Below are 25,929 nucleotides of genomic sequence, written 5' to 3'. Positions count from 1 at the left end.
TTCCGCTCGCTCCCGCATGCCCCTGGCGGTCTACGTCCTCGGACTGTCCGTGTTCGCGCTCGGCACCTCCGAGTTCATGCTGTCCGGGCTGCTGCAACCCGTCGCGCGGGACATGGGGGTGTCGATCCCCACGGCCGGGCTGCTGATATCGGCGTTCGCGATCGGGATGGTGGTCGGGGCGCCGGTGCTGGCGGCGGCCACGTTGCGGTTGCCGCGGCGGACGACGCTGATGGCGCTGCTCGCGGTGTTCGGGCTCGGGCAGATCGCGGGGGCGGTGGCGCCGTCGTACGGGGTGCTGTTCGCGTCCCGGGTGGTGAGCGCGCTCGCGTGCGCCGGGTTCTGGGCCGTGGGCGCCGCGGTGGCCGTATCGCTGGTGCCGGTGAACGCGCGGGCCAAGGCGATGGCGGTGATGGTCGGCGGGCTGAGCATCGCGAACATCGCCGGGGTCCCGGCCGGGGCGTTCCTCGGGCAGCACGCGGGGTGGCGGGCCGCCTTCTGGGCGGTGGCCGGTCTTTCGGTGCTCGGGCTGGTCGGGGTCGTCGCACTCGTACCGCGTACGGAGGTGCCGACCGGGGACGACCAGCCGCGGCTGCGGGCCGAGTTGCGCATCTACCGCGACCGGCAGGTGTGGCTGGCGCTGGCCGCGACCGCGCTGAGCGGTGGCGCGGTCTTCTGCCTGTTCTCCTACCTCGGGCCGCTGCTGACGGACGTGGCCGGGCTGGACGAGGGCTGGGTGCCGACCGTGCTCGCGCTGTTCGGGGTCGGCGCGCTGCTGGGTACGGTGATCGGCGGGCGGATCGCGGACGCCCATCTGTTCGGCACGATGTTCTGGGGCATCGTCTCCTCGACGGTCGTGCTGAGCGCGCTGGCGCTGACCGCGCACAGCGCGGTCGCGGCGGTGAGCCTGGCGCTGATGCTCGGCTTCACCGCCTTCTTCACCGCGCCCGCGCTCAACGCCCGGATGTTCAACCTCGCCAACGCCGCGCCCACGCTCGCGGGCGCGACCAACACCTCCGCGTTCAACATCGGCAACACGGTGGGCCCGTGGCTCGGCGGCCTCGTCATCGACGCGGGCTGGGGCTACCCGGCCGTGGCCTGGACGGGCGCGGCCCTCGCCGGTACGGGCGCGGTGACGACGGTGGCCGCGATACGGCTGCACCGGGCGACGGGCGCCTCGCGCGTGATCGCCACGTCGGCCGCCCCGGCGGGTACGGAAGCCCCCCACCACGACCTGGCCTCCGACCCGTCGCGCACGGCGCGCTGAAGAGGCCCCGCCTCCGCCGCGCGGGCGCGGTCACTCCGCGCGGGCGCGGTCACTCCGCCCGCGCGGGGCACGCCCTCAGCCGCTCGTGGGCACGAGCGGCAGCGCGGCACCGCGCGGACCCGCGCACGGCGAGGGCGCGGCGGCCGCACCGGGCCACCGCACCGGGCCACCGCACCGGGCCGCCGCACCGGGCGGCCGCACCGGGCGGCCGGCAGCGCGGCCGGTGGGCAGCAGCGCGGGCCGCGGACAGCAGCGGCGGGCCGTGGGCAGCGCAGCCCCCGGACAGCGCGAGCCCCGCGGACAACAGCGGCAGGCCCCAGGCAACGCAGCCCCCGGACAACAGCGCAGCCCATGGGCAGTGCAGCCCATGGGCCCGCCCGCCCCGGTCAGTCCGCGTTCGCGGCCCGCTTGGGGCGGCGGAGGCCCGCGGCCTTGAGGCGGCGGAGGAGTTCCTTGCTGCCGACCTCCTCCGCGCCCGCCCGTACCGCCTTCGCGTACAGCTCGCTCGGCACGTCGTAGTGGTCACGGTCGAAGCCCCGGCGCGGGGCGCCGATGCGGGCGGCGAAGGCGTGGAGTTCGGCGTAGGAGACATCGCTGACGAGGTGGGACCACAGGCGGCCGTGGCCCGGCCACGAGGGCGGGTCGATCAGGACGGCCATCAGAGGGTGGTGCCCAGCGATCCCACGGGCGCCACCGCCACCGCCGTCTTGCCGCAGACCCAGTGCGGGTCGGGGCCCAACTCGGGCTCCACGTCGAGGGCGTGGAGGTCGCCGCCCTGGGTGCAGACGGGGCACAGCGGCCAGCGGCCGTACCGTTCCAGCAGGGCGTCCTGGACGTCCTGGGCGACCAGACCGGCCACATACGCGACGCCTTCCGGCCACTGCTCGACCCACCACCGCCGGTGCGCGATCGCGTCCTCGACCAGCGAGACGATGTCGGCGCGGGCGACCTCCCCCGCCGCGAGGTCGGCCAGGACGAGAGCGCGGGCCGCGTGCAGTGCCTGTTCGAGCTTCATGGGTCCCATTGTCACCTTTGCTTCCTCCTGTCGCCTGTTCGCTTCGGCCACGCCGACCCGCCGCGTGGTCGTCCGGAGGGTTGACGGGCACCGTGGCCGGAAATAGTTTTCGCTGGTGAGAAGCGACCTGAAGGAAACTTTCATGCCTCCTCCGCAACCCGACGCCACCCCACCCACACCGCCCACCCCGCCTGCCCCACCCGCTCCGGCCGCCCTAGCCGCCAAGGTCCGCACATTAGGTCCCTCCATGACCCGCTCCATGCAGCGCGTCGCCGAAGCCGTGGCGGGCGATCCGGCCGGTTGCGCGGCGCTCACCGTCACCGGGCTCGCCGAGCGGACCGGCACCAGTGAGGCCACCGTCGTCCGCACCTCCCGGCTGCTCGGTTACCCCGGATACCGGGATCTGCGCCTCGCGCTCGCCGCGCTCGCCGCCCAGCAGGCCGCCGGCCGGGCCCCGGCCGTCACCGCGGACATCGCGGTCGACGATCCGATCGCCGACGTGGTCACCAAGCTGGCGCGGGAGGAGCAGCAGTGTCTCGCCGACACCGCCGCCGGGCTGGACACCAGCCAGGTCGAGGCGGCCGTCTCGGCGCTGGCCGCCGCCCGCCGGATCGATGTCTACGGGATCGGGGCGTCCAGCCTCGTCGGCCAGGACCTGGTCCAGAAGCTGCTGCGCATCGGGCTGATAGCCCACGCCCACGCCGATCCGCACCTCGCGGTCACCAACGCGGTCCAGCTGCGATCCGGCGACGTCGCCATCGCGATCACCCACTCCGGGCGCACGACGGACGTCATCGAACCGCTGCGGGTGGCCTTCGAGCACGGGGCGACCACCGTCGCGATCACCGGACGGCCGGACGGCGAGGTCGCGCAGTACGCGGACCTGGTGCTCACCACCTCCACCGCCCGCGAGAGCGAGCTGCGCCCGGCGGCCATGTCCAGCCGGACCAGCCAACTGCTGGTGGTGGACTGCCTGTTCATAGGGGTCGCCCAGCGGACATACGAATCGGCGGCGCCCGCGCTCGCCGCGTCGTACGAGGCGCTCGCGCACCGCCACGATCCGCGTCCCGGGCACCGCTGAGCCCGGCCGGTCCCGCCCTCGCGCTCCCACCCCGATACCGGTCACTGTTCCGCCCGGTGACTGCCCTGCCAAGTCACCGTCACCCCCACCCCCACCCCCACGCCGACGTACCGGAAAGAGCCGCTTCACCATGACTACCGCCGACTCCGCAGCCGACTCCGCGGGCTCCGCGGGGCTCCGCGCCCAGCTCGACACCCTGACCACCGAGGCGTTCCGCCCCGAACTCGCCGAGATCGACCGGCTCGAAACCCTCGAGATCGCCCGGATCATGAACGCGGAGGACGCCGCCGTCCCCACCGCCGTCGCCGGTCAGCTCCCCCGCATCGCCGCCGCCATCGACGCCATCGCCGCACGGATGTCCCGTGGCGGCCGCCTCCTCTATACGGGCGCGGGCACCGCCGGACGGCTCGGGGTGCTCGACGCGAGCGAGTGCCCGCCCACCTTCAACACCCGGCCCGAGCAGGTCGTCGGGGTGATCGCGGGCGGCCCGGACGCCATGGTGACCTCGGTCGAGGGCGCGGAGGACAGCGGGGAGCTGGCCGCCCGGGACCTCGATCTGCTCGGGATCGGCCCCGACGACACCGTGGTCGGCGTCTCGGCCTCCGGCCGCACCCCGTACGCCGTCGGCGCGGTCGAGCACGGCCGGCGGCGCGGCGCGCTCACCGTCGGGCTGTCCTGCAACGCCGGATCGGCGCTCGCCGCCGCGGCCGACCACGGCATCGAGATCGTCGTGGGGCCGGAGCTGCTCACCGGCTCGACCCGGCTGAAGGCGGGCACGGCCCAGAAGCTGGTGCTCAACATGATCTCGACCATCACCATGATCCGGCTGGGCAAGACCTTCGGGAATCTGATGGTCGATGTGCGCGCCTCCAACGACAAGCTGCGGGCCCGTTCGCGGAGGATCGTCTTCCTGGCGACCGGCGCCTCCGACGAACGGATCGAGAGCGCGCTGACGGCCACGGACGGCGAGGTGAAGAACGCGATCCTCACCATCCTGGGCGAGGTGGACGCCCCGACCGCCGAGAAGCTGCTGGCCGAGGCGCACGGCCGGCTGCGCGCCGCCCTGGAGGCCGCCACGGCGTGAGCCCGGGACCGGGCCCCGCATCCGCACGGGGCCCGCACTCGCACGGGGCCGCATCCGCACAGGCCCCGCATCCACACAAGGCCCGGATACGCCGTCGGGGCCCGGATACGCCGTCGGGGCCCGGATACGCCGTCGGGGCCCGGATACGCCGTCGGGGCCCGGGTACGCCGTCGGGGCGGCACCCCTGGGAGAGGGTGCCGCCCCGACGTCTCGGACGGTATGACCGACCGGCGAACGAACGCGCCGAGTCGATCAGAAGTCCATGTCACCGCCCGGCATGCCGCCCGGAGCGCCCGCCGGGGCGGCCTTCTCCGGCTTGTCGGCGATGACGGCCTCGGTGGTGAGGAACAGCGCGGCGATCGACGCGGCGTTCTGCAGCGCGGAGCGCGTGACCTTGGCCGGGTCGATGATGCCCTCGGCGATCAGGTCCACGTACTCACCGGTCGCGGCGTTGAGGCCGTGACCCGGGGTCAGGTTGCGCACCTTCTCGACCACGACGCCGCCCTCGAGACCGGCGTTGACCGCGATCTGCTTCAGCGGGGCCTCCAGGGCCAGGCGCACGGCCTGGGCACCGGTGGCCTCGTCGCCCTCGAGCTCCAGCTTCTCGAAGACCGAGACGGTCTGGAGCAGGGCCACGCCACCACCGGCGACGATGCCCTCCTCGACGGCGGCCTTGGCGTTGCGCACCGCGTCCTCGATGCGGTGCTTGCGCTCCTTGAGCTCGACCTCGGTGGCGGCACCGGCCTTGATGACGGCCACGCCGCCGGCCAGCTTCGCCAGGCGCTCCTGGAGCTTCTCGCGGTCGTAGTCCGAGTCCGAGGACTCGATCTCGGCGCGAATCTGGTTGACGCGGCCCTGCACCTGGTCGGTGTCGCCGGCGCCGTCCACGATCGTGGTCTCGTCCTTGGTGACCGTGATCTTGCGGGCCCGGCCGAGCAGGTCGAGACCGGCGTTCTCCAGCTTGAGGCCGACCTCCTCGGAGATGACGGTGCCACCGGTAAGGATGGCGATGTCACCGAGCATGGCCTTACGGCGGTCACCGAAGCCCGGGGCCTTGACGGCGACGGACTTGAAGGTGCCACGGATCTTGTTGACGACCAGGGTCGCCAGGGCCTCGCCCTCGACGTCCTCGGCGATGATCAGCAGCGGCTTGCCCGACTGCATGACCTTCTCGAGCAGCGGGAGGAGGTCCTTCACGCTGCTGATCTTGGAGTTGACGATCAGGATGTACGGGTCGTCGAGCGACGCCTCCATACGCTCCATGTCCGTCGCGAAGTACGGGGAGATGTAGCCCTTGTCGAAGCGCATGCCCTCGGTGAGCTCGAGCTCGAGCCCGAAGGTCTGCGACTCCTCGACGGTGATGACACCTTCCTTGCCGACCTTGTCCATCGCCTCGGCGATGAGCTCGCCGATCTGGGTGTCGGCGGCGGAGATGGAGGCGGTGGAGGCGATCTGCTCCTTGGTCTCCACGTCCTTGGCCTGCTCGAGAAGCTGGGCGGAGACGGCCTCGACGGCCTTCTCGATACCGCGCTTGAGCGCCATCGGGTTGGCACCCGCGGCGACGTTGCGGAGGCCCTCCTTGACCAGCGCCTGGGCGAGGACGGTCGCGGTCGTCGTGCCGTCACCGGCGACGTCGTCCGTCTTCTTCGCGACCTCCTTGACCAGCTCGGCGCCGATCTTCTCGTACGCGTCCTCGAGCTCGATCTCCTTGGCGATGGACACACCATCGTTGGTGATCGTGGGGGCGCCCCACTTCTTCTCGAGGACGACGTTACGGCCCTTGGGGCCGAGGGTGACCTTGACGGCGTCGGCGAGCTGGTTCATCCCGCGCTCGAGGCCGCGCCGCGCCTCCTCGTCGAACGCGATGATCTTGGCCATGTGAAGTGGTCCTCCCAGAGACGGGGTGGATTGCTCCGGACCGCGCTGGCGCCCGCGACGGACGACCTGCCTGCCGCGCGGTTCCTTACCCCGCATGGCCTGGCGGGCCTCACCGACCCGGTCCTTCTGTCACTCTCAACGTCAGAGTGCTAACGCCAATGATTAGCACTCGGACCTATAGAGTGCAAGCGCCCGAAGGGCATCCTCGAGGGGTGGCGGCCGGGTGACGGGTGGGCGCAAGCGCCCGAAGGGCATCCTCGAGGGGTGGCGGCCGGGTGACGGGTGGGCGCAAGCGCCCGAAGGGGCAGCAGGGCGGCAGGAGGTCATGGCCCGGGGCATGCCGAAGGGTCCGTACCCCGTTCGGGACACGGACCCTTCTGACTGTTCGTTTCAGCTGCGTCGCGTCGGCGCGTCAGCCTACGGCCACGCGGACCATGTCGGCCTGCGGGCCCTTCTGGCCCTGCGAGATCTCGAACTCGACCCGCTGGCCTTCCTCGAGGGTGCGGTACCCGTCCATCTGGATCGCGCTGTAGTGGACGAACACGTCCGCACCACCGTCGACCGCGATGAAGCCGTACCCCTTCTCCGCGTTGAACCACTTGACGGTGCCCTGAGCCATTCCTAACTCCCCTATTGCTGGCCCTTGCGCAGGACCGCACTCCGCGGACCCGGGTCAGACCTCACCCCCCGGATGTGGGGGGTGTGCGCCGGAACGCGTCGACCGCCGCTGAATGTATCCGTCCCAACGCCCTCTGCAACAGGTCAATCGGACGAGAATTCTGGGCACGGCCGAACGGTTAAAAGTGAGAAATTATGTGAAGTTCGGGCAATCCGGGCCGGACATAAGGAACCAACCCGACAATTCGCGCTCACACTTTACGCACAACTTGACGAGTTCTCATATGTGGCTCCGACCCCGGAGCCGTCGGGGAATCCGGGCAACTGTATCGCGATTCCACACACGGAATCGCCCCGTCCGGTTGTCCCCGGACGGGGCGATGCCAAAGGTGAGGAGGGGGACGCGGGGTCAGCAGCCGCCCGCGACCGCCGGGATGATCGAGATCCCGGCGCCGTCCGGGGTCGCCGTGGCCAGGCCGTCGGCGAAGCGGACGTCGTCGTCGTTGACGTAGACGTTCACGAAGCGGCGGAGCTTGCCGGTGTCGTCCAGGACGCGGGCCGAGATGCCCGCGTGGTTCTTCTCCAGGTCCGCCAGGACCTCGGCGAGGGTCCCGCCCTCGGCCGGGACCTCGGCCTGGCCACCGGTGTAGGTGCGCAGGATGGTCGGGATTCGGACGTTGACGCTCATGCGAGGCCAGCCTCTCGGAACGAGTCAAGGGTGGGGCGGATGATGGCGGAGGGACCCGTGGTGGGGGCCACCGCGTCGAGGGTCTTGAGGCCGTCGCCGGTGTTGAGCACGACGGTCGTCAGGGACGGGTCGAGCAGACCGTCCTCGATCAGCTTCTTGGTCACGCCGACGGTCACGCCGCCCGCGGTCTCCGCGAAGATCCCCTCGGTGCGGGCCAGCAGCTTGATGGCGTCGACGATCTGCTCGTCGTTCACGTCCTCCACCGCGCCGCCCGTACGGCGGGCGATGTCCAGGACGTACGGGCCGTCCGCGGGGTTGCCGATGGCCAGCGACTTGGCGATGGTCTGCGGCTTCTGCGGCCGGACGACGTCATGGCCGGCCTTGAAGGCGGCGGAGACCGGGGAGCAGCCCTCGGCCTGGGCGCCGAAGATCTTGTAGGGCCGGTCCTCGACCAGACCGATCGCGATCAGCTCCTTCAGCCCCTTGTCGATCTTGGTGAGCTGGGAGCCGGAGGCGATCGGGACGACGATCTGGTCCGGCAGCCGCCAGCCGAGCTGCTCGCAGATCTCGTACGCCAGGGTCTTGGAGCCCTCGCCGTAGTACGGCCGCAGATTGACGTTGACGAAGCCCCAGCCCTCGCCCACCGGGTCGCCGATCAGCTCGCTGCAGAAGCGGTTGACGTCGTCGTAGGTGCCCTCGATGCCGACCAGGTCACCGCCGTAGACCGCGGCCATGACGACCTTGCCCGCCTCCAGGTCGTGCGGGATGAAGACGCAGGAGTGGAAGCCCGCGCGGGCGGCCGCGGCGCCCACCGCACCGGCCAGGTTGCCGGTGGAGGAGCAGGAGAGGGTGGTGAAGCCGAAGGTGCGGGCGGCCTGGACGGCGATGGCGACGACCCGGTCCTTGAAGGAGTGGGTCGGGTTGCCGGAGTCGTCCTTGATGTGCAGCTCACCGGTGACACCGAGCTCACGGGCGAGGTTGTCGGCCTTGACCAGCTTGGTGAAGCCGGGGTTCAGGCTCGGCAGATCCGCCACGTCCGCCGGGACGGGCAGCAGCGGGGCGTAGCGCCAGATGCTGTTCGGACCGGCCTCGATGCGCCGGCGCAGCCCCTCCGGGTCGTCGGCCGGGAGCTCGTACGCGACCTCGAGCGGCCCGAAACAGGCCTCACACGCGAAGATCGGACCCAGATCGAACCGCTCACCGCACTCCCGGCAGGACAATGCGACGGCGGGACCGAAGGCGCCGGAGGCGGAGGCGGAGGAAGTGGTTGAGCTTTCTACTGACTGCACAGCCATGGATGGCGAGGCCCTTTCTCCTCATCTTCCTCGTGACGCATTTCGCCACAAGACGGAATTGGCACCTTCCCGAGCTGGGAGCCTCGCTGCGGAATGCGAGATCAGCTGGAGGGTTGCCGGGGCTTCAACGGGCCGTTCCCTCTGCCCCTCTGGATGAGCGGTATGGCGCCGGGCGGGCCCGGGGCGTTTGTCGGCACGAGCGTCATCGGTACGTCGGTAAACATCGAGGTCGACCCCGACATACGACGGCCATGTGCGTTGTTCAAGACTGTAACCGAAGGCCCGGATGGTTGAGCTAGCCGTCCGATGCGCGAGATGGGTCACAGCGATCACAAGCGATCACAGCAGGGGAGACACACAGGTGCTGGATGAGGTGGAGCGCTGGCTGAAGCATCGCTCCTGGTCGGCCGACGACCGTCCACTGGATCACCTGCTGGCCGCGAAGCGGACCGCGGCGACGACGGTGAGCGTGGTCCTGCCCGCCCTGAACGAGGAGGCCACGGTCGGCGAGATCGCCGACACGATCCGGCGTGAGCTGATGGGCGAGGCGATGCCGCTGGTGGACGAGCTGGTGGTGCTGGACTCCGGCTCCACTGACCGCACCGCCGAGGTCGCCGCGGCGGCGGGCGCCACCGTCGTCCCCCGCGACTCGCTGCTGCCCCGGCTGCCCGCGCTGCCCGGCAAGGGCGAGGTGCTGTGGCGGTCCCTGCTCGCCACAAGCGGCGACATCGTCTGCTTCATCGACGCCGACCTGCGGGAATTCGAATCGCGCTTTGTCTCGGGGATCGTCGGTCCGCTGCTGACCGACCCCACGCTGCGGCTGGTGAAGGGCATGTACGACCGCCCGCTGGGCGAGCTGGCGGGCCAGGGCGGCCGGGTCACCGAGTTGGTCGCCCGCCCGCTGCTGAATCTGCACTGGCCCCAGCTGGCCGGGTTCGTCCAGCCGCTGGGCGGGGAGTACGCGGCGCGCCGCTCGCTGCTGGAGCGGCTGCCCTTCCCGGTCGGCTACGGCGTCGAGCTGGGGCTGCTGGTGGACGCGCTGCACACGGTGGGGCTGGACGCGCTCGGCCAGGTGGACATCGGGGTGCGCAAACACCGCCACCAGGACGGGCAGGCGCTCGGCCGGATGGCGGCCGCGATCTACCGCACCGCGCAGCTGCGGCTGGCCCGGGGCCACTTGGTGCGGCCGCGGCTGACCCAGTTCGACCGGGGCGAGAACGGCTTCGAGCCGCGCACCACGGCGGTGGACACCGAGGAGCGGCCGCCGATGATCGAGATCCCGGAGTACCCGGTGCGGCGCGCGGCGTGACGCCGGGACAGCGGCTCGGCGGGCACGGCTCGGCGCGCACAGCTCGGCGGGCACGGCTCGGCGCGCACAGCTCGGCGGGCACGGCTCGGCGCGCACGGAGGTTCGCGTCCTGGCGCTTGCGTGGCCGGAAACGGAATAGCACCTACGGGGCAAGAAACCGTACGTACGTTTGCGCGGGGCCGCGCCTGGCTAGGCTCGCGACATGGCAGTTCCGCGCACCGCCCCGATCCTGGTCGCGTCCAACCGCGGCCCGGTCTCGTACGCCCTGGGCGAGGACGGCTCGCTGACCGCCCGGCGCGGCGGCGGCGGGCTGGTCTCCGGGCTCAGCGCGATCGGTCCGGACGCGAACGCGGTGTGGGTGTGCGCGGCGCTGGGCGAGGGCGACCGCGAGGCGGCCCGGCGCGCCGGGGACAGCCATCTGAACCCCGGTGACACCGGGGGCCAGCAGGTGCGGATGCTCGACATCGCGCCGGACGTCTTCGCCGCCGCGTACAACGGCGTCGCCAATTCGGTGCTGTGGTTCGTCCACCATCTGCTCTACCAGACCCCGGTCGAGCCGGTTTTCGACGCGGAGTTCGCCGAGCAGTGGGCGGCCTACGAAAGCTATAACGCGGCCTTCGCGGACGCGCTCGCCCAGGAGGCGGTGGACGAGGCCGTCGTCCTGGTGCAGGACTACCACCTGGCGCTGGTGCCCGCGATGCTCCGCGAGCGCCGCCCCGATCTGCGGATCGGTCACTTCTCCCACACCCCCTGGGCCCCGCCGGACTACTACCGGCTGCTTCCGGACGACGTCGCGGCCGCTGTGCTGCGCGGCATCCTCGGCGGCGACCGCGCCGCGTTCCTCACCGAGCGCTGGGCCAACGCCTTCGCCGACTGCTGCGCGGCGGTGCTGGGCGCGGAGGTCATCCGGGACGGGGACGGGGACGGGGACGGTGGCGGTATGGCGACCGCCGTGCGCTTCGAGGGCCGGGAGACCCGGCTGGGCGTCCACGGCCTGGGCGCGGACGCGGACTTCCTGCGGGAGCGGTCGCGGCAGGCCGATGTGGAGGAGCGGCTGAGCGCTCTGCGGGCACAGATCGGGCCGGACCGGAAGTCGATCGTCCGGGTGGACCGCACCGAGCTGTCCAAGAACATCGTGCGCGGGCTGCTGGCCTACCGGCGGCTGCTCGAGACCCGCCCCGAGTGGCGGGAGCGCGTGGTGCACGTGGCCTTCGCCTACCCCTCGCGCCAGGACCTCGCGGTCTACCGCGACTACACCGAGCGGGTGCGACGGATCGCGGACGAGATCAACGAGGAGTACGGCACGGAGGGCTGGACCCCGGTCGCCCTGCATGTGAAGGACGACTTCGCCCGGTCCCTCGCGGCCTACCGGCTGGCGGACGTGGCGCTGGTCAACCCCATCCGGGACGGGATGAACCTGGTGGCCAAGGAGGTCCCGGTGGTCTCCGAGCGGGGCTGCGCGCTGGTGCTGTCCCGGGAGGCGGGCGCGTACGCCGAGCTGGGCGAGGACGCGCTGGTGGTGAACCCGTACGACGTGGAGGGCACGGTCCGGGCGCTGCACGAGGCGCTGCGCATGAGCGACGGCGAGCGCGCGGACCGCACCAAGCGACTCGCCGCCGCGGCGACCGCGCTACCGCCACAGGCCTGGTTCCTGGCGCAACTGCGGGCGCTGTGACAGCTTCGGGATGACGGCTTGGTCCAGGTGACCACCGCGACTTGAGCACCAAACGCGATCCGCCCGCCAGGCACGGCCCGGGGTTACGGGCACGGCCCGGGGTACGGGCACGGCCCGGGGTACGGGCACGGCCTGGGGATACGGGCACGGCCCGGGGGCCAGGTGCGGCCCGGCCTACGAGCACGGCCCGGGGTTACGGGCGCGGCCCGGCCTACGAGCGCGCCCCGAAGTACGGGCGCGGCCAAGGTGCCAGGCACGGCCCGGCCTGACCACGGCCCGGGGGCCAGGTGCGGCCCGGGGTTACGGGCGCGCCCCGGGGTACGGGCACGGCCCGGGGGCCAGGCGCGGCCAAGGTGCCAGGCCAGGGCCCCGGGGGCCAAGCGCTGCGGCCGAGTTCTAGGCGGCTTCGCCGCCGGCCGCGTCCGCCAGGGCCGACAGCAGGTCCACCACGCCCGCCGGGCCGTCGACCACCAGGTCGGCCCGTTTGGCGAGCTCGGTCACCTCCGTGCTGCCGCTGCACACCAGCACCCCCGGCACGCCCTCCTCGCGCAGCCGCTCCACCGCCGCGAACGCGGCCAGGTCGCCCAGGTCGTCGCCCGCGTAGAGCACGGCTTCCGCGCCCGTCCGCCGTACGTGGTCGATGAGCGCGACGCCCTTGTCCATGCCCGGCGGGCGCAGTTCCAGCACGAGGCGGCCGGGCTCGACGATCAGCCCATGGCGTTCGGCGAGCGCGTGCAGCGGTGCGCGCAGCCGCTCGAAGGTGGCCTGGGGGTCCTCGGCGCGGCGGGTGTGGACGGCGACGGCGCGGCCCTTGTCCTCGATCCACGTACCGCGCGAGGCGCCCTGTTCCTCGAGGACGGCGGGGAGTTCGGCCTGGACGGCGGCGACGCCGGGGTGCGGTTCGGGCGCCTGGACCTCGCCGCTGCCCGCGTCCCAGCGCTCGGCGCCGTAGAGCCCGAGGACGACGAGCCCGTCCAGTCCCTCGGCCCCGGCGAACCCGCCGTACCGTACGGCGATCTCGGCCGGTCGTCCGGTGATCACCGCGACGGAGCGGATCCGCGGGGCCAGCCGGGAGAGCGCGGGGACGGCGCCCGGGTGGGCGCGGGCCTGGTCGGGGTCGGGGACGATCTCGGCGAGGGTGCCGTCGAAGTCGAGTCCGACGATGGCGCGTCCGGGCCGTTCGAGGAGGGCGGCGAGACCCTCACGGCCGGCGGAGGTGGTGGGTACGGGGACGGGGTGACTTCCCATAGCGCTGCCCATGGCGGTGACCCTACCGGGCCCGGGGGCACGGCGGGCTTCCCCCGGACGTCCCCTCGGTGAACGCCCCGGGCGCCGGGCCGGTGAACGGCTCGCGCATGCCCGGCCGGTGAACGGCTCGCGCGTGCCCGGCCGGTGCGCGTCAGCGGCGTTCGCGGCGTTCGTCCCTGATCCGGCGCAGCCGGTTGACGGTCACCGGGTCGTGCTCCAGGGCCCTGGGGTCGTCCAGCAGCGCGTTCAGCAGTTGGTAGTAGCGGGTCGGGGAGAGGCCCAGCCGCTCCCGTATCGCCCGCTCCTTGGCGCCGGGGCCCGGCCAGCCGCGCCGCTCCACGGCGAGCACGGCGAGGTCGCGCTCGGACAGCCCGGCATCCGCATCCGCATCCGCACCCGCACCCGCACCCGCACCCGCACCCGGCTCATGGTCCTCGGCCTTGTCGGCGGGGTCGTCGGAAGGGCCGGGGCCGGGCGTGTCCACTGTCATGCCCCCGCATTCTCCATGGCGTCGGCCTCCCGCTGGATCTGGCCCAGCACGCTCACCGGATCGCCGCCCTTGGCCACCGTCGAGCCGATCTTCTGCTTGATCAGCTTGCTGACCTCCGCCCAGGAGGTCTTGTCGGCCGGGTAGAACTCCGCGCTCTCCAGCTCGTCCAGGAACCGCCACAGCCGCTTGTACTCACGGTCGCCGAGCATCGTCTGCTCGACGGCGGTGGTCACCGGCAGCAGGTCGTACTCGGTGACGAAGTCCAGCACGTTGTTCTCGGTGAAGACGAAGTCGAGGAACTTCCCGATCTCCTTACGGTGGCCGTTCTGCTTGAAGGCCATCAGCCAGTCGGCGACGCCCATCGTCGACGGGGACTTGCCCCTGCGGCCGGGCAGCGGCGCGGTGCCGTACGAGATGCCGCGGCCGGACGCCTGCTGCATCAGGGTCGGGTGGCCGTTGAGCATGCCGACCTCGCCGCGGGCGAAGGCGTCGAAGGTGTCCTGGCGGTTGGTACGGGCCGGGGAGCCGGGGCCGGTGAGGCCCGCGCCGACGAGTTCGTCCCGCAGCCATTCGAAGGCTTCGATGTTCTCGGTGGAGTCGATGGTGTAGCTGCCGTTGGTGTCGGTGTAGCCGCCACCGCCGCTGAGCATCCACATCATGGTCTCGGCCTGGCACTCCTCGGGGCCGAGCGGCAGCCCGTACGGGATCTTCACCCCATTGGCCTTGAGCCGGACGGCCGCCTCCTTGAGCTCGTCCCAGTCGGTGGGGGCGGCGGATATCGCGGCCCGGTCGAAGAGCTCCTTGTTGTAGAAGAGCAGCCGGGCGCTGGCCACGAACGGCACCCCGTACTGCACCCGCCGCACCTCACCCGCATGGGCGATCGCGGTGATGAAAGCGGCCTGGGTGGGGATGGAGAGCATCTCGTCGGCGCGGTAGAGCCTGCCCTGCGCGGCGTAGTCGGCGTACGCGCCGATCTGCGCGATGTCCGGGGCCTGACCGCTCTTGACCATCTCGGCCACCCGGCGGTCCACCTCGGTCCAGCTGTAGACCTCGACGTCGACCTTGAGGCCGCCGTTCTTGGCCTCGAAGGCGCGGGTCACCTTGTTCCAGTACTTCTGGGAGCTGTTGGCGGTGCTGTCGCCGTAGTCGGCCGCGACCACCTTCAAGGTGACGTCACCGCCGGAGCCGGAGCCTTCGCTGCCACAGGCCGTGAGTCCTGGTGCCGTCGCCACCGCCGCGACCCCCGCCGTTGTCAGACCCAAGAACCGTCGCCGCTGCACCGCTGTTTTCCCACCCTATGGCTTGTTTCATACCCAAGGGTCCTCCCCCGAGGTCGAGCGAGTCTGCCTTGCAAACCTCCACAAGGTCTACACCACGCGCATATCGCTTCGGTATCGGACCCCAATTGCCCAGGTGAGCGGGGTGCTACACGCGTAAGTGGGATGTGTCACCCAGTCACAAACGGAAGCATCGGTTCATGCCAACTCCGCTCCGGGCAACGGCGTGATCTCCCAACGAGAAGCGGCGAGTGGACTAGACCTCTCATGGTGGATCGCGCGAGACTGGTCCATGTGAGACACGTCATCGCCCTGGATGTGGGCGGCACCGGTATGAAAGCCGCCCTGGTCGGGGCGGACACCACACTCCTCCACGAGGCCAGGAGGCCCACCGGGCGGGAGCGCGGACCCGAGGCGGTCGTGGCCGCGATCCTCGACTTCGCCGCCGAGCTGCGCGAGATCGGCGAGCGGCGGTTCGGCGCGCCCCCGCTGGCCGCGGGGGTCGGCGTGCCCGGGGTCCTGGACGAGGACCGCGGGGTGGCCGTCTTCGCCGCCAACCTCGGCTGGAGCGACGTCCCGCTGCGGGCGCTGCTCACCGAGCGGCTGGGCGGGATCCCGGTCGCGCTCGGCCATGACGTCCGGATGGGCGGACTGGCCGAGGGGCGCATAGGAGCGGGCGAGGGCGCACGGCGCTTCCTGTTCGTCTCCGTCGGCACCGGCATCGCGGGCGCCATCGGCGTCGACGGGCGCATCGACCCCGGCGCCCACGGCTCCTCCGGCGAGATCGGCCATATCGTCGTCCGGCCGGGCGGCGCCGCCTGCGGCTGCGGTCAGTCCGGCTGCCTGGAGACGCTCGCCTCGGCGGCCGCGGTGGGTCGTGCCTGGGCCGACGCCTGCGGGGATCCGGCGGCGGACGCCGCCGACTGCGCCAAGGCCGTCCGGTCCGGCGATCCCAGGGCCGTGGCCGTGTGGGGGGAGATGGTGGACGCGCTCGCCGACGGCCTGGTCACCGCCCTCACCCTGCTGGACCCCGGTGTGCTGATCGTCGGCGGTGGGCTGGCCGAGGCGGGGGAGACGCTGTTCGCGCCGCTGCGCACCGCGGTCGAGGAGCGGCTCACCTTCCAGCAGCTCCCCCGTATCGTCCCGGCGGCCCTCGGGGACACCGCCGGCTGCCTGGGCGCGGGTCTGCTCGCCTGGGACCGACTCTCCACGGAGGTAACCGCCTGATGGTCCAGCGAACGCATCTCACCGGCGCCCGGGTGGTCCTGCCGGACGGCGTGGTCGACGACGGACGGGTGACGGTCGAGGGCACGCGCATCACGGCGGCGGGACCGGCGGGCGGACCCGCGGCCGGACCCGCGGGGGGACCGGCGGGGGGACCGGCGGCCGGGCCGGCGGCCGGCCCCGCGGCGGATTCCGCGTCCGGCCTCGCGGATTCCGGCGCCGAGCGGGCGCTCGACCTGGCGGGCGGCTGGATCGTCCCCGGCTTCGTGGATCTCCATGTGCACGGCGGCGGCGGTGCCTCGTTCTCGGCGGGCACCCCCGAGGAGGCCCTGACCGCCATCGGTACGCACCGGCGGCACGGCACCACCACGATGCTCGCCTCCACCGTCACCGGCGATCTGGACGACCTCGCGCGGCAGGCCGCCGCCCTCTCGGAGCTGGTGGAGCAGGGCGAGTTGGCGGGCATCCACTTCGAGGGGCCGTTCATCTCCCCCCACCGCTGCGGCGCCCACCAGCCCTCGCTGCTGCGCGCACCCGACCCGGCGGATGTGCGCAAGCTGGTGGACGCGGCGCGCGGCACCGCGCGGATGATGACCCTCGCCCCCGAGCTGCCGGGCGGGCTGGAGTCCGTACGGCTGCTGGCCGACAGCGGGGTCCTCGCGGCCGTCGGCCACACCGACTCGACGTACGAGGCGACGCTGGAGGCCGTCGAGGCGGGCGCGACCGTGGCGACCCACCTGTTCAACGCCATGCCGTCGCTGCTGCACCGCGCCCCCGGCCCGGTGGCCGCGCTGCTGGAGGACGAGCGGATCACCGTCGAGCTGATCAACGACGGCACCCATCTGCACCCCGCCGTCCTGGGGCTGGCGTTCCACCGGGCGGGCGCGGACCGGGTCGCCTTCATCACCGACGCGATGGGCGCGGCGGGCATGAACGACGGCCGCTATCCACTCGGCCCCATGGAGGTCGAGGTCAAGGACGGTGTCGCGCGGATCAGCGACGGGCCGACGGCCGGTTCCATCGCGGGCTCCACCCTCACCCTGGACCGGGCCTTCCGGCGGGCCGTCACGATCGACGGACTCGGCGTCGAGGCGACCGTAAGGGCGCTGTCCGCGACCCCCGCCCGGGTGCTGGGCATCGCCGACCGGGTGGGTTCGCTCGAACCCGGCAAGGACGCCGATCTCGTCGTGCTCGACGACGACTTCCGGCTGCGGGGCGTGATGCGCCGGGGCACTTGGGTGGTCCCTCCCGAACTGGGCTGAAGTGCCCTGATTTCAGGCCGGAGTGACGCAGTGTCGCCAGGGTCCGACGCTGTCCGGAACGACGCGGAGGTCTGTGCCGAAGCCACTCGTTTTGGCATGATCGCTCGGGCACGGGAACGGGCACGGACGGCTCGGGTACGCACGACTCGAGTACGCCCGGCACGGGTACGGCTCGGCACACAGTCGCATTCAGCACAGGAGTCTCCGTCCGGCGGGGGGACGGGAGAGGGGATGCCAGGGTGATCCTCACGGTCACGCTCAACACCGCCCTCGACGTCACCTACCGGGTGCCGGAACTGCGCCCGCACACCACCCACCGCGTCACCGAGGTCACCGAACGGCCCGGCGGCAAGGGCCTCAACGTGGCCCGGGTGCTGGCCGCGCTGGGCCATGACGCCGTCGTCACCGGCTTCGTCGGCGGGGTCACCGGCGAGGTGCTGCGGCGGCTGCTCGCCGGCATCGCCACGCCCGGCGGCGGCCCCGGGGCATCTCGCGGCACGATCACCGACGCGCTGGTCCCGATCGCCGGCACCACCCGCCGCACCATCGGCGTCGTGGACGCCGCCACGGGCGACACCACTCAGCTCAACGAGCCGGGCCCGATCGTCACCACCCCCGAGTGGTCCGCCTTCATGGACGGTTACGGCCGGCTGCTGCGCCAGGCGTCGGCGGTCGCGCTGTGCGGCAGCCTGCCGCCCGGGGTTCCCGTCGGGACGTACGCCCAGCTCATCCGGGAGGCACACGCGGCGGGCGTGCCCACCCTGCTGGACACCAGCGGCGAACCGCTGCGCCGGGGCATCGCCGCCCGCCCCCATCTCGTCAAGCCCAACGCCGACGAGCTCGCCGGGCTCACCGGTTCCACCGACCCGCTGCGCGCCGCACGCGACGCCCGGCGGCGCGGGGCGCGTGCGGTGGCCGCCTCACTGGGCCCCGACGGCATGCTCATGGTCACCGCCCACGGCGCCTGGCGCGCCACCCCGCCGCGCCGGCTGACGGGCAATCCGACGGGCGCCGGGGACGCGGCGGTCGCGGGCCTGCTGTCCGGGCTGGTCGAGGAGGCGCCGTGGCCGGACCGGCTGGCCCGCGCGGTCGCCCTGTCGGCGGCGGCCGTAAGGGCTCCGGTGGCGGGCGAGTTCGACCGCGCGGTCTACGACGAGGCGCTGGCGCGGGTCGAGGTGACGGAGCACCCGGCGGCGGCCTGAGTCCACCGCGAGCCCGCCACAGGCGTCACGACCCGCCGGACAGCTCCTAGCCCTTGTCCTTCTGGAGCCACATCTGATCGATGTTGGCGTCGCACTTGTCACCGGGGTCACACGACACGCTGATCGTGTTGGTGCCCTCGGTGAGCTGGACGATCGACCAGGTCTCGGTCCAGCCCTTCTCGTAGTCGCCCTTCGACGCGCCCGAGAAGTTCTTCATGTTGAGCGGCCGCGTCTCCTTCTTGCCGTTGATCGTCAGCGACATGCTCTGGTCCTCACCGGGCACACCGTAGGTGACGTACAGCCGGTAGGACTTCGCCTTGGCCACGTCCACGCTCCAGGTCGCGGACGAGCCCGGGGTGTTGAGCCCGCCCACATAGGTGCCGCCCGCGGCCTTGGCGCCCTTGATGTCGCTCGCGGCGGTCGCGCCCCCGGTCAGCTTCATCTTCGCGGCGTCCTCGGTGGGCAGCTTGTCGTCGCCCGGACCCTTGGAGGGCCCGGAGGGCTCGCTGGGCCGGACGCTGGAGCCCGCCGTGGGCTGGCCGGTCGGGTCGGCCTGGTCGTCCTTGTTGTCGTCACCGTTGGTGATCATGGCGACGCCGATGCCCACGAGGACCACCGCGACCACGGCGATCGCGCCGATGAGCAGCCCCTTGTTGTTGGGGCCCCGGCCGCCTCCGCCATGGCCGCCGCGCGGGGCGGCCGCACCGGGCTGGCGGGGCGCGCCGCCGGGCAGGGTCTCGGGCGCGGCGTAGTGCGCGTTCTGCCGGCCGTAGCCGCCCTGCTGGCCGTACCCCTGCGGCTGCTGGTTCGGGATCTGCTGGCCGTAGGTGCGCTCACCCACCGCGCGGACCTGGTTGTACGAGGTGCGGGGGACCCCCGGCTGGGCCGGGCCGGGGTAGCCATAGCCGCCGGTGCGGGGGGCGGCACCCGGCTGGCCCGACTGACCGCCCTCGTTCCCTTGATCGCCCTCCGAGCGATACAGGTAGGCGAACGGGTCGTCGTTCTCCGGTGTGCCCGAGCCGTTGTTGCCGGCCGTCATCCCTCGTCACTCCCCTATGCATATGGCCATCGGCGCAGGATCAGAACGCGCCACGACAGCTCATATCAGGGTCGAGAGGGCCTCAACAGGGCGTGTGCTGTCCGGATGGCCAATATTCACGATCGGTTCACTGTGGGCGGCAGGGCCGCATCGGCGCAGCCTACCGCGACCGACCGCCCCCCTACCTCATCCGGCCCGGCGGCGCTCCTTGGAGCGGGACCGCTTCTCGATGTACATCCGCTGGTCAGCGGAGTGCAGCACCTCTTCGGCCGACATTCCGCAGCCCGCCCAGCCGATGCCGAAGCTGGCGCCGACCCGGACGGCCCGGCCGTCCACCCGGATGGGCGGAATGATCGCGTTCCGCAACCGCACCGCCAGGTCGGCCGCGTCGGCCCGGCCGAGGCCGTCGGCGAGGACGACGAACTCGTCACCGCCGAGGCGGGCGACCGTGTCCCCTTCCCGTACCCCGTTGGTCAGCCGGCGGGCGACCTCGATGAGCACGGCGTCGCCCGCGTGGTGCCCGAACCGGTCGTTGATGGACTTGAAGCCGTCGAGGTCGCAGAAGAGCACCGCGAGCCCCTTGTGGCCGTCGTCGACGTCGGAGTCCTCGTTGGGCGGGACGGTGTGCACATGGCCGTCGAACGGGGCGGTCTCGACCGGGGGCGGGGTGCCGAAGAACTCGAACTCGTCGAAGCCGTGCAGATGCCCCGCCGCGTCCACATAGACCCCGCCGGCGCCCGCGACACCGCCGTCCGGGGCGCCCCCGCCCTCGTACCCCCCGCCCGGCCGGGGCGGGGTGGCGCACAGCCGGGCGGCGAGCCGGGCGCGCAGCTCGGCGCTGTTGGGCAGGCCGGTCAGGGAGTCATGGCTGGCGCGGTGGGCGAGCTGCAGCTCATGGCGCTTGCGCTCCTCGATGTCCTCGACATGGGTGAGCAGGAAGCGCGGGCCGTCGGCGGCGTCGGCCACCACCGAGTTGCGCAGCGAGACCCAGACGTACGAACCGTCGCGGCGGGCCAGCCGCAGCTCGGCGCGGCCGCCCTCGGCGGAGGTGCGCAGCAGGGTGCCGATGTCCTCGGGGTGGACCAGGTCGGAGAAGGAGAAGCGGCGCATCGCGGAGGCCGGGCGGCCCAGCAGCCGGCACAGGGCGTCGTTGGTGCGCAGCAGCCGGCCGTGCTGATCGCCGCCCATCTCGGCGATGGCCATGCCGCTGGGCGCGTACTCGAACGCCTGCCGGAAGGACTCCTCGCTGGCGCGCAGCGCCTGCTGCTCGCGCTCCAGGCGCAGCAGGGCGCGCTGCATATTGCCGCGCAGCCGGGCGTTGCCGATCGCGACGGCGGCGTGGAAGGCGTACATCTGGAGGGCCTCGCGGCCCCAGGCGCCGGGGTGGCGGCCGTTGCGCGGTTTGTCGACGGACAGGACGCCGATGAGTTCGCCGCCGGAGGCGCCCGCCGCGTGGAGCGGGGCGAACAGGCGGTCCATCGGATGCCATTCGTCGGGAAAGCGGGGCGCGGGTCCCGTGGTGTGCCACTGCGGGACGTCGTCGTCGTCGAGAACCCAGCCCTCGCTGTACGGAATGAAGCGCAGATCGCCCCAGCGCTCGCCCATGGACAGCCGGCGTTCCCAGGAGCAGCGCGATCCGACCCGCCCGGCCATCAGCGCCTCTGCCCCGGCGCTGCCGCCGACGGCGGCGACGACGAGGTCCCCGTCGGGGCGGACGAGGTTGACGGCCGACAGCTCGAAGCCGAGCCCGGAGATGACACCGTCGGCGACGGCCTGAAGCGTGTCCGCGAGGCTGCGGGCGGTGTTCAGATCGGCGACCACCTGGTGCAGCCGGCGCAGGGTCGAAAGGCGGATATACGGCTCCGACTCGGTCTCCATCGATCGCACTCCCCCGAGACCTCGACAGCAAACTCCTGGCGTCTTGTCGTCCGATTGCCACGGCCACTGAATCACAGCGAGCTGCCCACTCGGTACACAGGGTCAACAATTACTGCCTGCTGTGACTCATGTCACAGACCGTGTTCACTTCTTCAACAGAGCGGATGGGAGCGCTCCAAAATTTTGTGATCGCAAATCCCGGAACGAGGCCGCCTGGCCTTGCAAGGCGGCCTCCCGGGGAGCCCCGACACCCCTTGTTCCGGCGCCCGGCTTACGGCCCGCGACCTACGCCCGGAGTGGTCCCCGGGCCCGATGCGGGGACCGGCCGGGGGCGGTTAGCGTCGAAGGGTGTTCACGACGACTCCTTCCAGCCCAGCCGAGCCCGCCGTCCCCCATGCTGGTGGGGTGAGCGAGGACGAGTTCCGCACCGCGCTGTCGCGGTTCACCGCGGGCGTGGTGCTGGTGACCGCGCACGACCCGGAGGAGGGGCCGCGCGGCGAGGACGTCGGCATGACGGCTACCGCGTTCATGTCAGTGTCACTTGACCCGCCACTGGTGATGGTGAGCGTTCGCAACGGGTCCCGGATGGACGAGCTTCTGGAGCGACAGCCCCACTGGGCGGTATCGGTCCTGTCGGAAGGTCAGCGGCACCTCGCGGGACGATTCGCCATGAAGGGGCGCATCAGCGACAAGTTGCTGTTCCAGGACATGTCCGTGGTGCGGGGCGAGCATACGGACGCGCCGCTCGCGGTGGGCGCGCTGGCGACGCTGGAGTGCCGCACCGAGCAGCGGGTGACGGCCGGGGACCACACCCTGGTGGTGGCCCGGGTACTCGCCGCGGCGGCACCGGCCGCGGAGGGCGGGCCACTGACGTACTTCAGGGGGCGCTACCGGACGCTGGGGTGAGGGGCGCCGGAGACACATGGGGGCCGGGGAACGGCGGCGAGGCGGCCGGGTCTGACAGTCGGCCGGGCCTGACGGTCGGCCCGGGGAACGGTGGCCGGTCGGCCGGGGCTGACGTACGGCCCGGGGCTACGTCCAGCCCCGCCCCGTACGCCCCCGCTTGACCTCGCTCCGCTGCTTCTTCTCGCGCAGCCGCCGCTCGTTGATGCCCCGGGGGATCCGGGTGGGGCGGCGCGGCTTGGGCGGCGGCGCGGTCGCCTCCGCGAGGAGTGACGCGAGCCTTACGGCGGCCGTCTCGCGGTTCCGCCACTGCGAACGGTGCTCGGAGGCCCGTACGGTCACCACCCCGTCCACCATCCGGCCCGCCAGCCGCTCCAGGGCGCGCTCCTTCCATACGGACGGCAGCGCTTCGGTGCGGGCGAGGTCGAAGCGCAGTTCGACCTGGCTGTCACTGGTGTTGACGTGCTGTCCGCCGGGCCCGGAGGACCGCGAGAAACGCCACATCAACTCGGCCTCCGGCAAGAAGACCGAACCTCGGATGACATAGGGCGCGGGCATGTCCCCCATGGTCGCCTGACGACCCCGGCGGCGTCATCTTGTTATCTCGTCGCACCCGGACATCAGGGTTTGGCAAAGAAAGTAAAGAGAGCTGGAACCTGTCGGGCCATTCATGGCGTTGTGGAGGGTGACGACGGCTTCGCCCGTCGCCTCGGACCATCGAGACCACGAAAGGGACTCCCCATGGCTGTAAGCCTGTCCAAGGGCGGCAACGTCTCGCTCACCAAGGAGGCACCGGGCCTGACCGCCGTCACGGTCGGCCTCGGCTGGGACGTCCGCACCACCACGGGCACCGACTTCGACCTCGACGCGAGCGCCATCGCAGTCAACACGCAGGGCAAGGTCTACTCCGACCAGCACTTCGTGTTCTTCAACAACAAGTCCACGCCGGACCAGACCATCGTCCACACCGGTGACAACGTCACCGGCCAGGGCGAGGGCGACGACGAGCAGATCAACGTCAACCTGGCCGGTCTGCCGGCCGACGTGGAGAAGATCGTCTTCCCGGTCTCGATCTACGAAGCCGAGTCCCGCAGCCAGAACTTCGGCCAGGTGCGGAACGCCTTCATCCGCATCGTCAACCAGGCCGGCGGCACCGAGATCGCCCGCTACGACCTGAGCGAGGACGCCGCCACCGAGACCGCCATGGTCTTCGGTGAGCTGTACCGCAACGGCGCGGAGTGGAAGTTCCGCGCCGTGGGCCAGGGCTACGCCTCCGGCCTGGTGGGCATCGCCAAGGACTTCGGCGTCAACGTCTGAGGTTCCACCAGCGCACCACCACCAAGGGCCGCCCCGCACCCGGGGCGGCCCTTGCCGTGTCCACGGCGAAAAACACACCCGGTCCGGTCAGCCCCGTCCGGCGCCGAACGCGCCCGAGATCGCCTGGGCCAGGGCCCGCTTACGGCGGTCGTGGGCCGCGGACGGGTCGCCGGGCGCGGCGGTGGCGGACAGGCCGACGGCGGACCAGGTCAGGGCCATGGCCAGCACCAGCGCGAGGACGTCCTGGGGTTCGATCGAGGCGGTGACACGGCCGTCGCGCTGGGCCTGGGCGATCGCCTGGAGTTTGACGGTGACCGCCGGTGACTCGGTCACCTGGTTGTCGGTGACCACCCCTTCGAGCCTCGCCCAGGCGGCCAGGCGGACCAGCTCCGGGCGTTCCAAGGCGGCGTCGTAGAGCCGCACGGCGTACCGGGGGAGGTCGTCCGCCGTGAACGGCACGGCGTTGACGACGGCGTCGGCGTGCAGGCGGAAGACGGCGCCGAAGAGGCCGAGCTTGTCCCCGAAGTAGGCGTACAGCTGCGCCTTGTTGACGCCCGCGTCGGCCGCGATGCGGTCGACCCGGGCGCCCGCGATGCCATGGGCGGCGAAGTCGGCGGTGGCCGCGTCGAGCAGACGGCGGCGGGTGGCATCGCTTTTCCGGGGAGACACGGGGGTCAGGTTACCAACTGGTTAGTTGCCAGCGCGGCCATGGGCGCGTAGCGTGCCAAAAATCCAACCAACTAGTTAGTTAGAAAATGAGGTGGGACGCATGACCGTGCGCGCGTACGCGGTGGAGCGGGCCGGCGGCCCGGTACGGCCGCTCGACTACGAGCCGGAGCCCCTGGGTCCCCTGGAGGTCGATGTCGCCGTGACGCACTGCGGCGTCTGCCAGACCGACGTCGGCCTGGTGGACGACGTATACGGCCTCTCCCGGTTCCCGCTGGTCGCGGGGCATGAGGCGGTCGGCGTGGTCGAGGCCGTGGGCAGCGCCGTCGACGGCACGCGGCTGGCCGTCGGCCGGCGGGTGGGCGTCGGCGCGATGGCCGGGGCGTGCTTCACCTGCGAGTGGTGCCTCACCGGTCGGCAGTATCTGTGCCCGCACAAGGACGACACGGCGCTGCGCGGCGACCGCGGCGCGTTCGCCACCCGGGTACGGGCGAGCGACTGGCGGTATGTCCAGCCCCTGCCCGACGCCCTCGCCCCCGAGCACGCGGCGCCGCTCCTGTGCGCCGGGATCACGGTCTTCTCGGCGATCAGCCGGAACGGGGTGCGGCCCACGGACCGGGTCGCCGTGGTGGGCGTGGGCGGCCTGGGCCACCTCGCGCTCCAGTTCCTCGCCAAGTGGGGCTGCCATGTGACCGCCATCTCCTCGACGGCGGCGAAGGCGGACGACGCCCGGTGGTTCGGCGCCCATGAGTTCATCGTCGCGGAGGAGGGACTCCAGCGGGCCACGGGCTCGTTCGACTTCATCCTCTCGACCGTCTCGGCCGATCTGCCGTGGGACGCGTACCTGGCGGCGCTGCGCCCGCAGGGGACGCTGTCCGTGGTCGGCGTTCCCCATGAGCCGTTCAGCGTCCACCCGTTGAGCCTGCTGCCGGGCGAGAAGCGGCTGGTCGGCGGCGTCGTGGGATCGGCGGAGGAGAACCGGCGGATGCTGGACTTCGCGACGCGGCACGGCATCCGCCCGGCCGTCGAGACGTTCCCGGTCGAGCGCATCGGCGAGGCGCTCGACCACGTCCGCCACGGACGCGCGCGTTACCGGGCCGTGCTGGAGTTCTGACCGCGCCCCCGGGGGAGCCGGGTTGCGCCTCCGGGGAGCCGGGTCGCGCCCGCGGGAAGCCGGGTCACGCCCCCGGGAAGCCGGATCGCGCCCGCGCCCCGCGCACAGATCGCCTTCTCGTCGCGTACCCAGCAACGCACGGCAACTCCGCCCGCCGCGCCTGCCGATCGCCCCGCCGCGCTCGTCACCTGGGCGGTCGGCCGGGGCCCGACCCCGCCCCCGGCCGGAGGCACCGATGCGGCAGGGGCATGACGTAGCGGCATAAGTCGGCATCAACCGGCCGTTGTTGCCTCATGCCTCGCTGACCGAATTCGCCCCCACTTGAACAACGTCGAGTCAAATTCTTGTTACGCGCCTATCCCAATCGATCGTTCAATGACAATCTCTGGTCGGCCCGCCCGC

The 25,929-nt window shown here is 72.1% G+C and carries 24 protein-coding genes and 1 riboswitch; of the genes, 11 read left to right on the top strand and 13 right to left on the bottom strand.

The window, feature by feature from the left end; translation table 11 throughout:
• Positions 1 to 16: 16 nt before the first annotated feature.
• Positions 17 to 1,264 carry a Cmx/CmrA family chloramphenicol efflux MFS transporter gene (locus NP777_RS12810; RefSeq protein WP_256650258.1) on the top strand — a complete coding sequence of 416 codons (1,248 nt, stop codon included), beginning with the start codon at positions 17 to 19 and terminating at the stop codon, positions 1,262 to 1,264.
• Between the two features lie 386 nt (positions 1,265 to 1,650).
• Here NP777_RS12810 and NP777_RS12805 read toward each other — a convergent pair whose 3' ends face one another.
• Positions 1,651 to 1,923: a DUF4031 domain-containing protein gene (locus NP777_RS12805; RefSeq protein WP_256650257.1), complete on the bottom strand. Its 273-nt coding sequence runs from the start codon at positions 1,921 to 1,923 to the stop codon at positions 1,651 to 1,653.
• On the bottom strand, positions 1,923 to 2,279 hold the full coding sequence (locus tag NP777_RS12800) for a hypothetical protein (protein WP_020870494.1): 357 nt from the start codon (positions 2,277 to 2,279) through the stop codon (positions 1,923 to 1,925). Before NP777_RS12800 ends, NP777_RS12805 begins: the two co-directional genes overlap by 1 nt.
• Positions 2,280 to 2,421: 142 nt before the next feature.
• On the opposite strand from NP777_RS12800, the gene NP777_RS12795 reads away from it, so the two are divergent.
• Together NP777_RS12795 and murQ are read left to right on the top strand one after the other, a co-directional pair.
• Positions 2,422 to 3,360: a MurR/RpiR family transcriptional regulator gene (locus tag NP777_RS12795; RefSeq protein WP_256650256.1), complete on the top strand. Its 939-nt coding sequence runs from the start codon at positions 2,422 to 2,424 to the stop codon at positions 3,358 to 3,360.
• A 130-nt stretch (positions 3,361 to 3,490) separates the two neighbouring features.
• Positions 3,491 to 4,444: an N-acetylmuramic acid 6-phosphate etherase gene (gene murQ / locus NP777_RS12790; protein ID WP_256650255.1), complete on the top strand. Its 954-nt coding sequence runs from the start codon at positions 3,491 to 3,493 to the stop codon at positions 4,442 to 4,444.
• Positions 4,445 to 4,696: 252 nt separating this feature from the next.
• Here murQ and groL read toward each other — a convergent pair whose 3' ends face one another.
• The 4 genes from groL to thrC all read right to left on the bottom strand — a co-directional run bounded on the left by groL (position 4,697) and on the right by thrC (position 8,923).
• A complete protein-coding gene (groL, locus tag NP777_RS12785) occupies positions 4,697 to 6,322 on the bottom strand; it encodes a chaperonin GroEL (protein ID WP_256650254.1) in 1,626 nt (541 codons plus the stop codon).
• A gap of 412 nt (positions 6,323 to 6,734) precedes the next feature.
• Positions 6,735 to 6,941 carry a cold-shock protein gene (locus NP777_RS12780; protein WP_009716982.1) on the bottom strand — a complete coding sequence of 69 codons (207 nt, stop codon included), beginning with the start codon at positions 6,939 to 6,941 and terminating at the stop codon, positions 6,735 to 6,737.
• Between the two features lie 408 nt (positions 6,942 to 7,349).
• Entirely contained in the window at positions 7,350 to 7,628 is a 279-nt protein-coding gene (locus tag NP777_RS12775; protein WP_256650253.1) for a MoaD/ThiS family protein, read from the bottom strand.
• Positions 7,625 to 8,923, bottom strand: a complete 1,299-nt coding sequence (thrC, locus tag NP777_RS12770) for a threonine synthase (RefSeq protein WP_256650252.1) — start codon at positions 8,921 to 8,923, stop codon at positions 7,625 to 7,627. The genes NP777_RS12775 and thrC overlap by 4 nt, the downstream gene beginning before the upstream one ends.
• An 18-nt stretch (positions 8,924 to 8,941) precedes the next feature.
• Positions 8,942 to 9,083, bottom strand: a riboswitch (SAM riboswitch).
• Positions 9,084 to 9,284: 201 nt separating this feature from the next.
• Here thrC and NP777_RS12765 point away from each other — a divergent pair.
• Complete coding sequence (locus tag NP777_RS12765) at positions 9,285 to 10,232, top strand: glucosyl-3-phosphoglycerate synthase (RefSeq protein WP_256650251.1); 948 nt, start codon at positions 9,285 to 9,287, stop codon at positions 10,230 to 10,232.
• Between the two features lie 202 nt (positions 10,233 to 10,434).
• A complete protein-coding gene (locus NP777_RS12760; protein WP_256650250.1) occupies positions 10,435 to 11,907 on the top strand; it encodes an alpha,alpha-trehalose-phosphate synthase (UDP-forming) in 1,473 nt (490 codons plus the stop codon).
• Positions 11,908 to 12,303: 396 nt separating this feature from the next.
• Here NP777_RS12760 and otsB read toward each other — a convergent pair whose 3' ends face one another.
• From otsB to NP777_RS12745, 3 genes are all read right to left on the bottom strand, one after another.
• Positions 12,304 to 13,155, bottom strand: a complete 852-nt coding sequence (otsB, locus tag NP777_RS12755; RefSeq protein WP_256650437.1) for a trehalose-phosphatase — start codon at positions 13,153 to 13,155, stop codon at positions 12,304 to 12,306.
• A 151-nt stretch (positions 13,156 to 13,306) separates the two neighbouring features.
• Complete coding sequence (locus NP777_RS12750; RefSeq protein WP_256650249.1) at positions 13,307 to 13,645, bottom strand: DUF3263 domain-containing protein; 339 nt, start codon at positions 13,643 to 13,645, stop codon at positions 13,307 to 13,309.
• The gene (locus NP777_RS12745; protein ID WP_256650248.1) at positions 13,642 to 14,925 is read right to left on the bottom strand and encodes an extracellular solute-binding protein; all 1,284 of its coding nucleotides are present in this window, start codon (positions 14,923 to 14,925) and stop codon (positions 13,642 to 13,644) included. Before NP777_RS12745 ends, NP777_RS12750 begins: the two co-directional genes overlap by 4 nt.
• A 291-nt stretch (positions 14,926 to 15,216) precedes the next feature.
• On the opposite strand from NP777_RS12745, the gene NP777_RS12740 reads away from it, so the two are divergent.
• From NP777_RS12740 to NP777_RS12730, 3 genes are all read left to right on the top strand, one after another.
• A complete protein-coding gene (locus NP777_RS12740; RefSeq protein WP_256650247.1) occupies positions 15,217 to 16,149 on the top strand; it encodes an ROK family protein in 933 nt (310 codons plus the stop codon).
• Positions 16,149 to 17,408, top strand: coding sequence for an N-acetylglucosamine-6-phosphate deacetylase (gene nagA, locus NP777_RS12735; protein ID WP_256650246.1), 1,260 nt, complete (start codon positions 16,149 to 16,151; stop codon positions 17,406 to 17,408). The genes NP777_RS12740 and nagA overlap by 1 nt, the downstream gene beginning before the upstream one ends.
• 239 nt (positions 17,409 to 17,647) lie before the next feature.
• Positions 17,648 to 18,610: a 1-phosphofructokinase family hexose kinase gene (locus NP777_RS12730; protein ID WP_256650245.1), complete on the top strand. Its 963-nt coding sequence runs from the start codon at positions 17,648 to 17,650 to the stop codon at positions 18,608 to 18,610.
• A 46-nt stretch (positions 18,611 to 18,656) separates the two neighbouring features.
• Here NP777_RS12730 and NP777_RS12725 read toward each other — a convergent pair whose 3' ends face one another.
• Both NP777_RS12725 and cdgB read right to left on the bottom strand, forming a co-directional pair.
• Entirely contained in the window at positions 18,657 to 19,649 is a 993-nt protein-coding gene (locus tag NP777_RS12725) for a carbohydrate-binding protein (protein ID WP_256650244.1), read from the bottom strand.
• A gap of 186 nt (positions 19,650 to 19,835) precedes the next feature.
• The gene (gene cdgB / locus NP777_RS12720) at positions 19,836 to 21,527 is read right to left on the bottom strand and encodes a diguanylate cyclase CdgB (protein ID WP_256650243.1); all 1,692 of its coding nucleotides are present in this window, start codon (positions 21,525 to 21,527) and stop codon (positions 19,836 to 19,838) included.
• Between the two features lie 405 nt (positions 21,528 to 21,932).
• On the opposite strand from cdgB, the gene NP777_RS12715 reads away from it, so the two are divergent.
• Positions 21,933 to 22,433, top strand: coding sequence for a flavin reductase family protein (locus NP777_RS12715; protein WP_308405106.1), 501 nt, complete (start codon positions 21,933 to 21,935; stop codon positions 22,431 to 22,433).
• 126 nt (positions 22,434 to 22,559) lie between these two features.
• Here the strand turns inward: NP777_RS12715 and arfB are convergent, their stop codons facing one another.
• Positions 22,560 to 22,997, bottom strand: a complete 438-nt coding sequence (gene arfB / locus NP777_RS12710) for an alternative ribosome rescue aminoacyl-tRNA hydrolase ArfB (protein WP_391858490.1) — start codon at positions 22,995 to 22,997, stop codon at positions 22,560 to 22,562.
• 174 nt (positions 22,998 to 23,171) lie between these two features.
• On the opposite strand from arfB, the gene NP777_RS12705 reads away from it, so the two are divergent.
• Complete coding sequence (locus NP777_RS12705) at positions 23,172 to 23,747, top strand: TerD family protein (protein WP_037956321.1); 576 nt, start codon at positions 23,172 to 23,174, stop codon at positions 23,745 to 23,747.
• Between the two features lie 87 nt (positions 23,748 to 23,834).
• On the opposite strand, the gene NP777_RS12700 is transcribed toward NP777_RS12705, so the two are convergent.
• Complete coding sequence (locus NP777_RS12700) at positions 23,835 to 24,416, bottom strand: TetR family transcriptional regulator (protein WP_256650240.1); 582 nt, start codon at positions 24,414 to 24,416, stop codon at positions 23,835 to 23,837.
• Between the two features lie 100 nt (positions 24,417 to 24,516).
• Between NP777_RS12700 and NP777_RS12695 the strand changes: the two genes are divergently transcribed.
• Positions 24,517 to 25,527, top strand: coding sequence for an NAD(P)-dependent alcohol dehydrogenase (locus NP777_RS12695; protein ID WP_256650239.1), 1,011 nt, complete (start codon positions 24,517 to 24,519; stop codon positions 25,525 to 25,527).
• Positions 25,528 to 25,929 lie beyond the last annotated feature (402 nt).

The sequence above is a fragment of the Streptomyces rugosispiralis genome (genome assembly GCF_024505145.1).
Taxonomy (GTDB): Bacteria; Actinomycetota; Actinomycetes; order Streptomycetales; family Streptomycetaceae; genus Streptomyces; species Streptomyces rugosispiralis.
The sequence above is the reverse complement of the archived record's forward strand: the minus strand, read 5'-3'. Positions and strand labels throughout refer to the sequence as shown.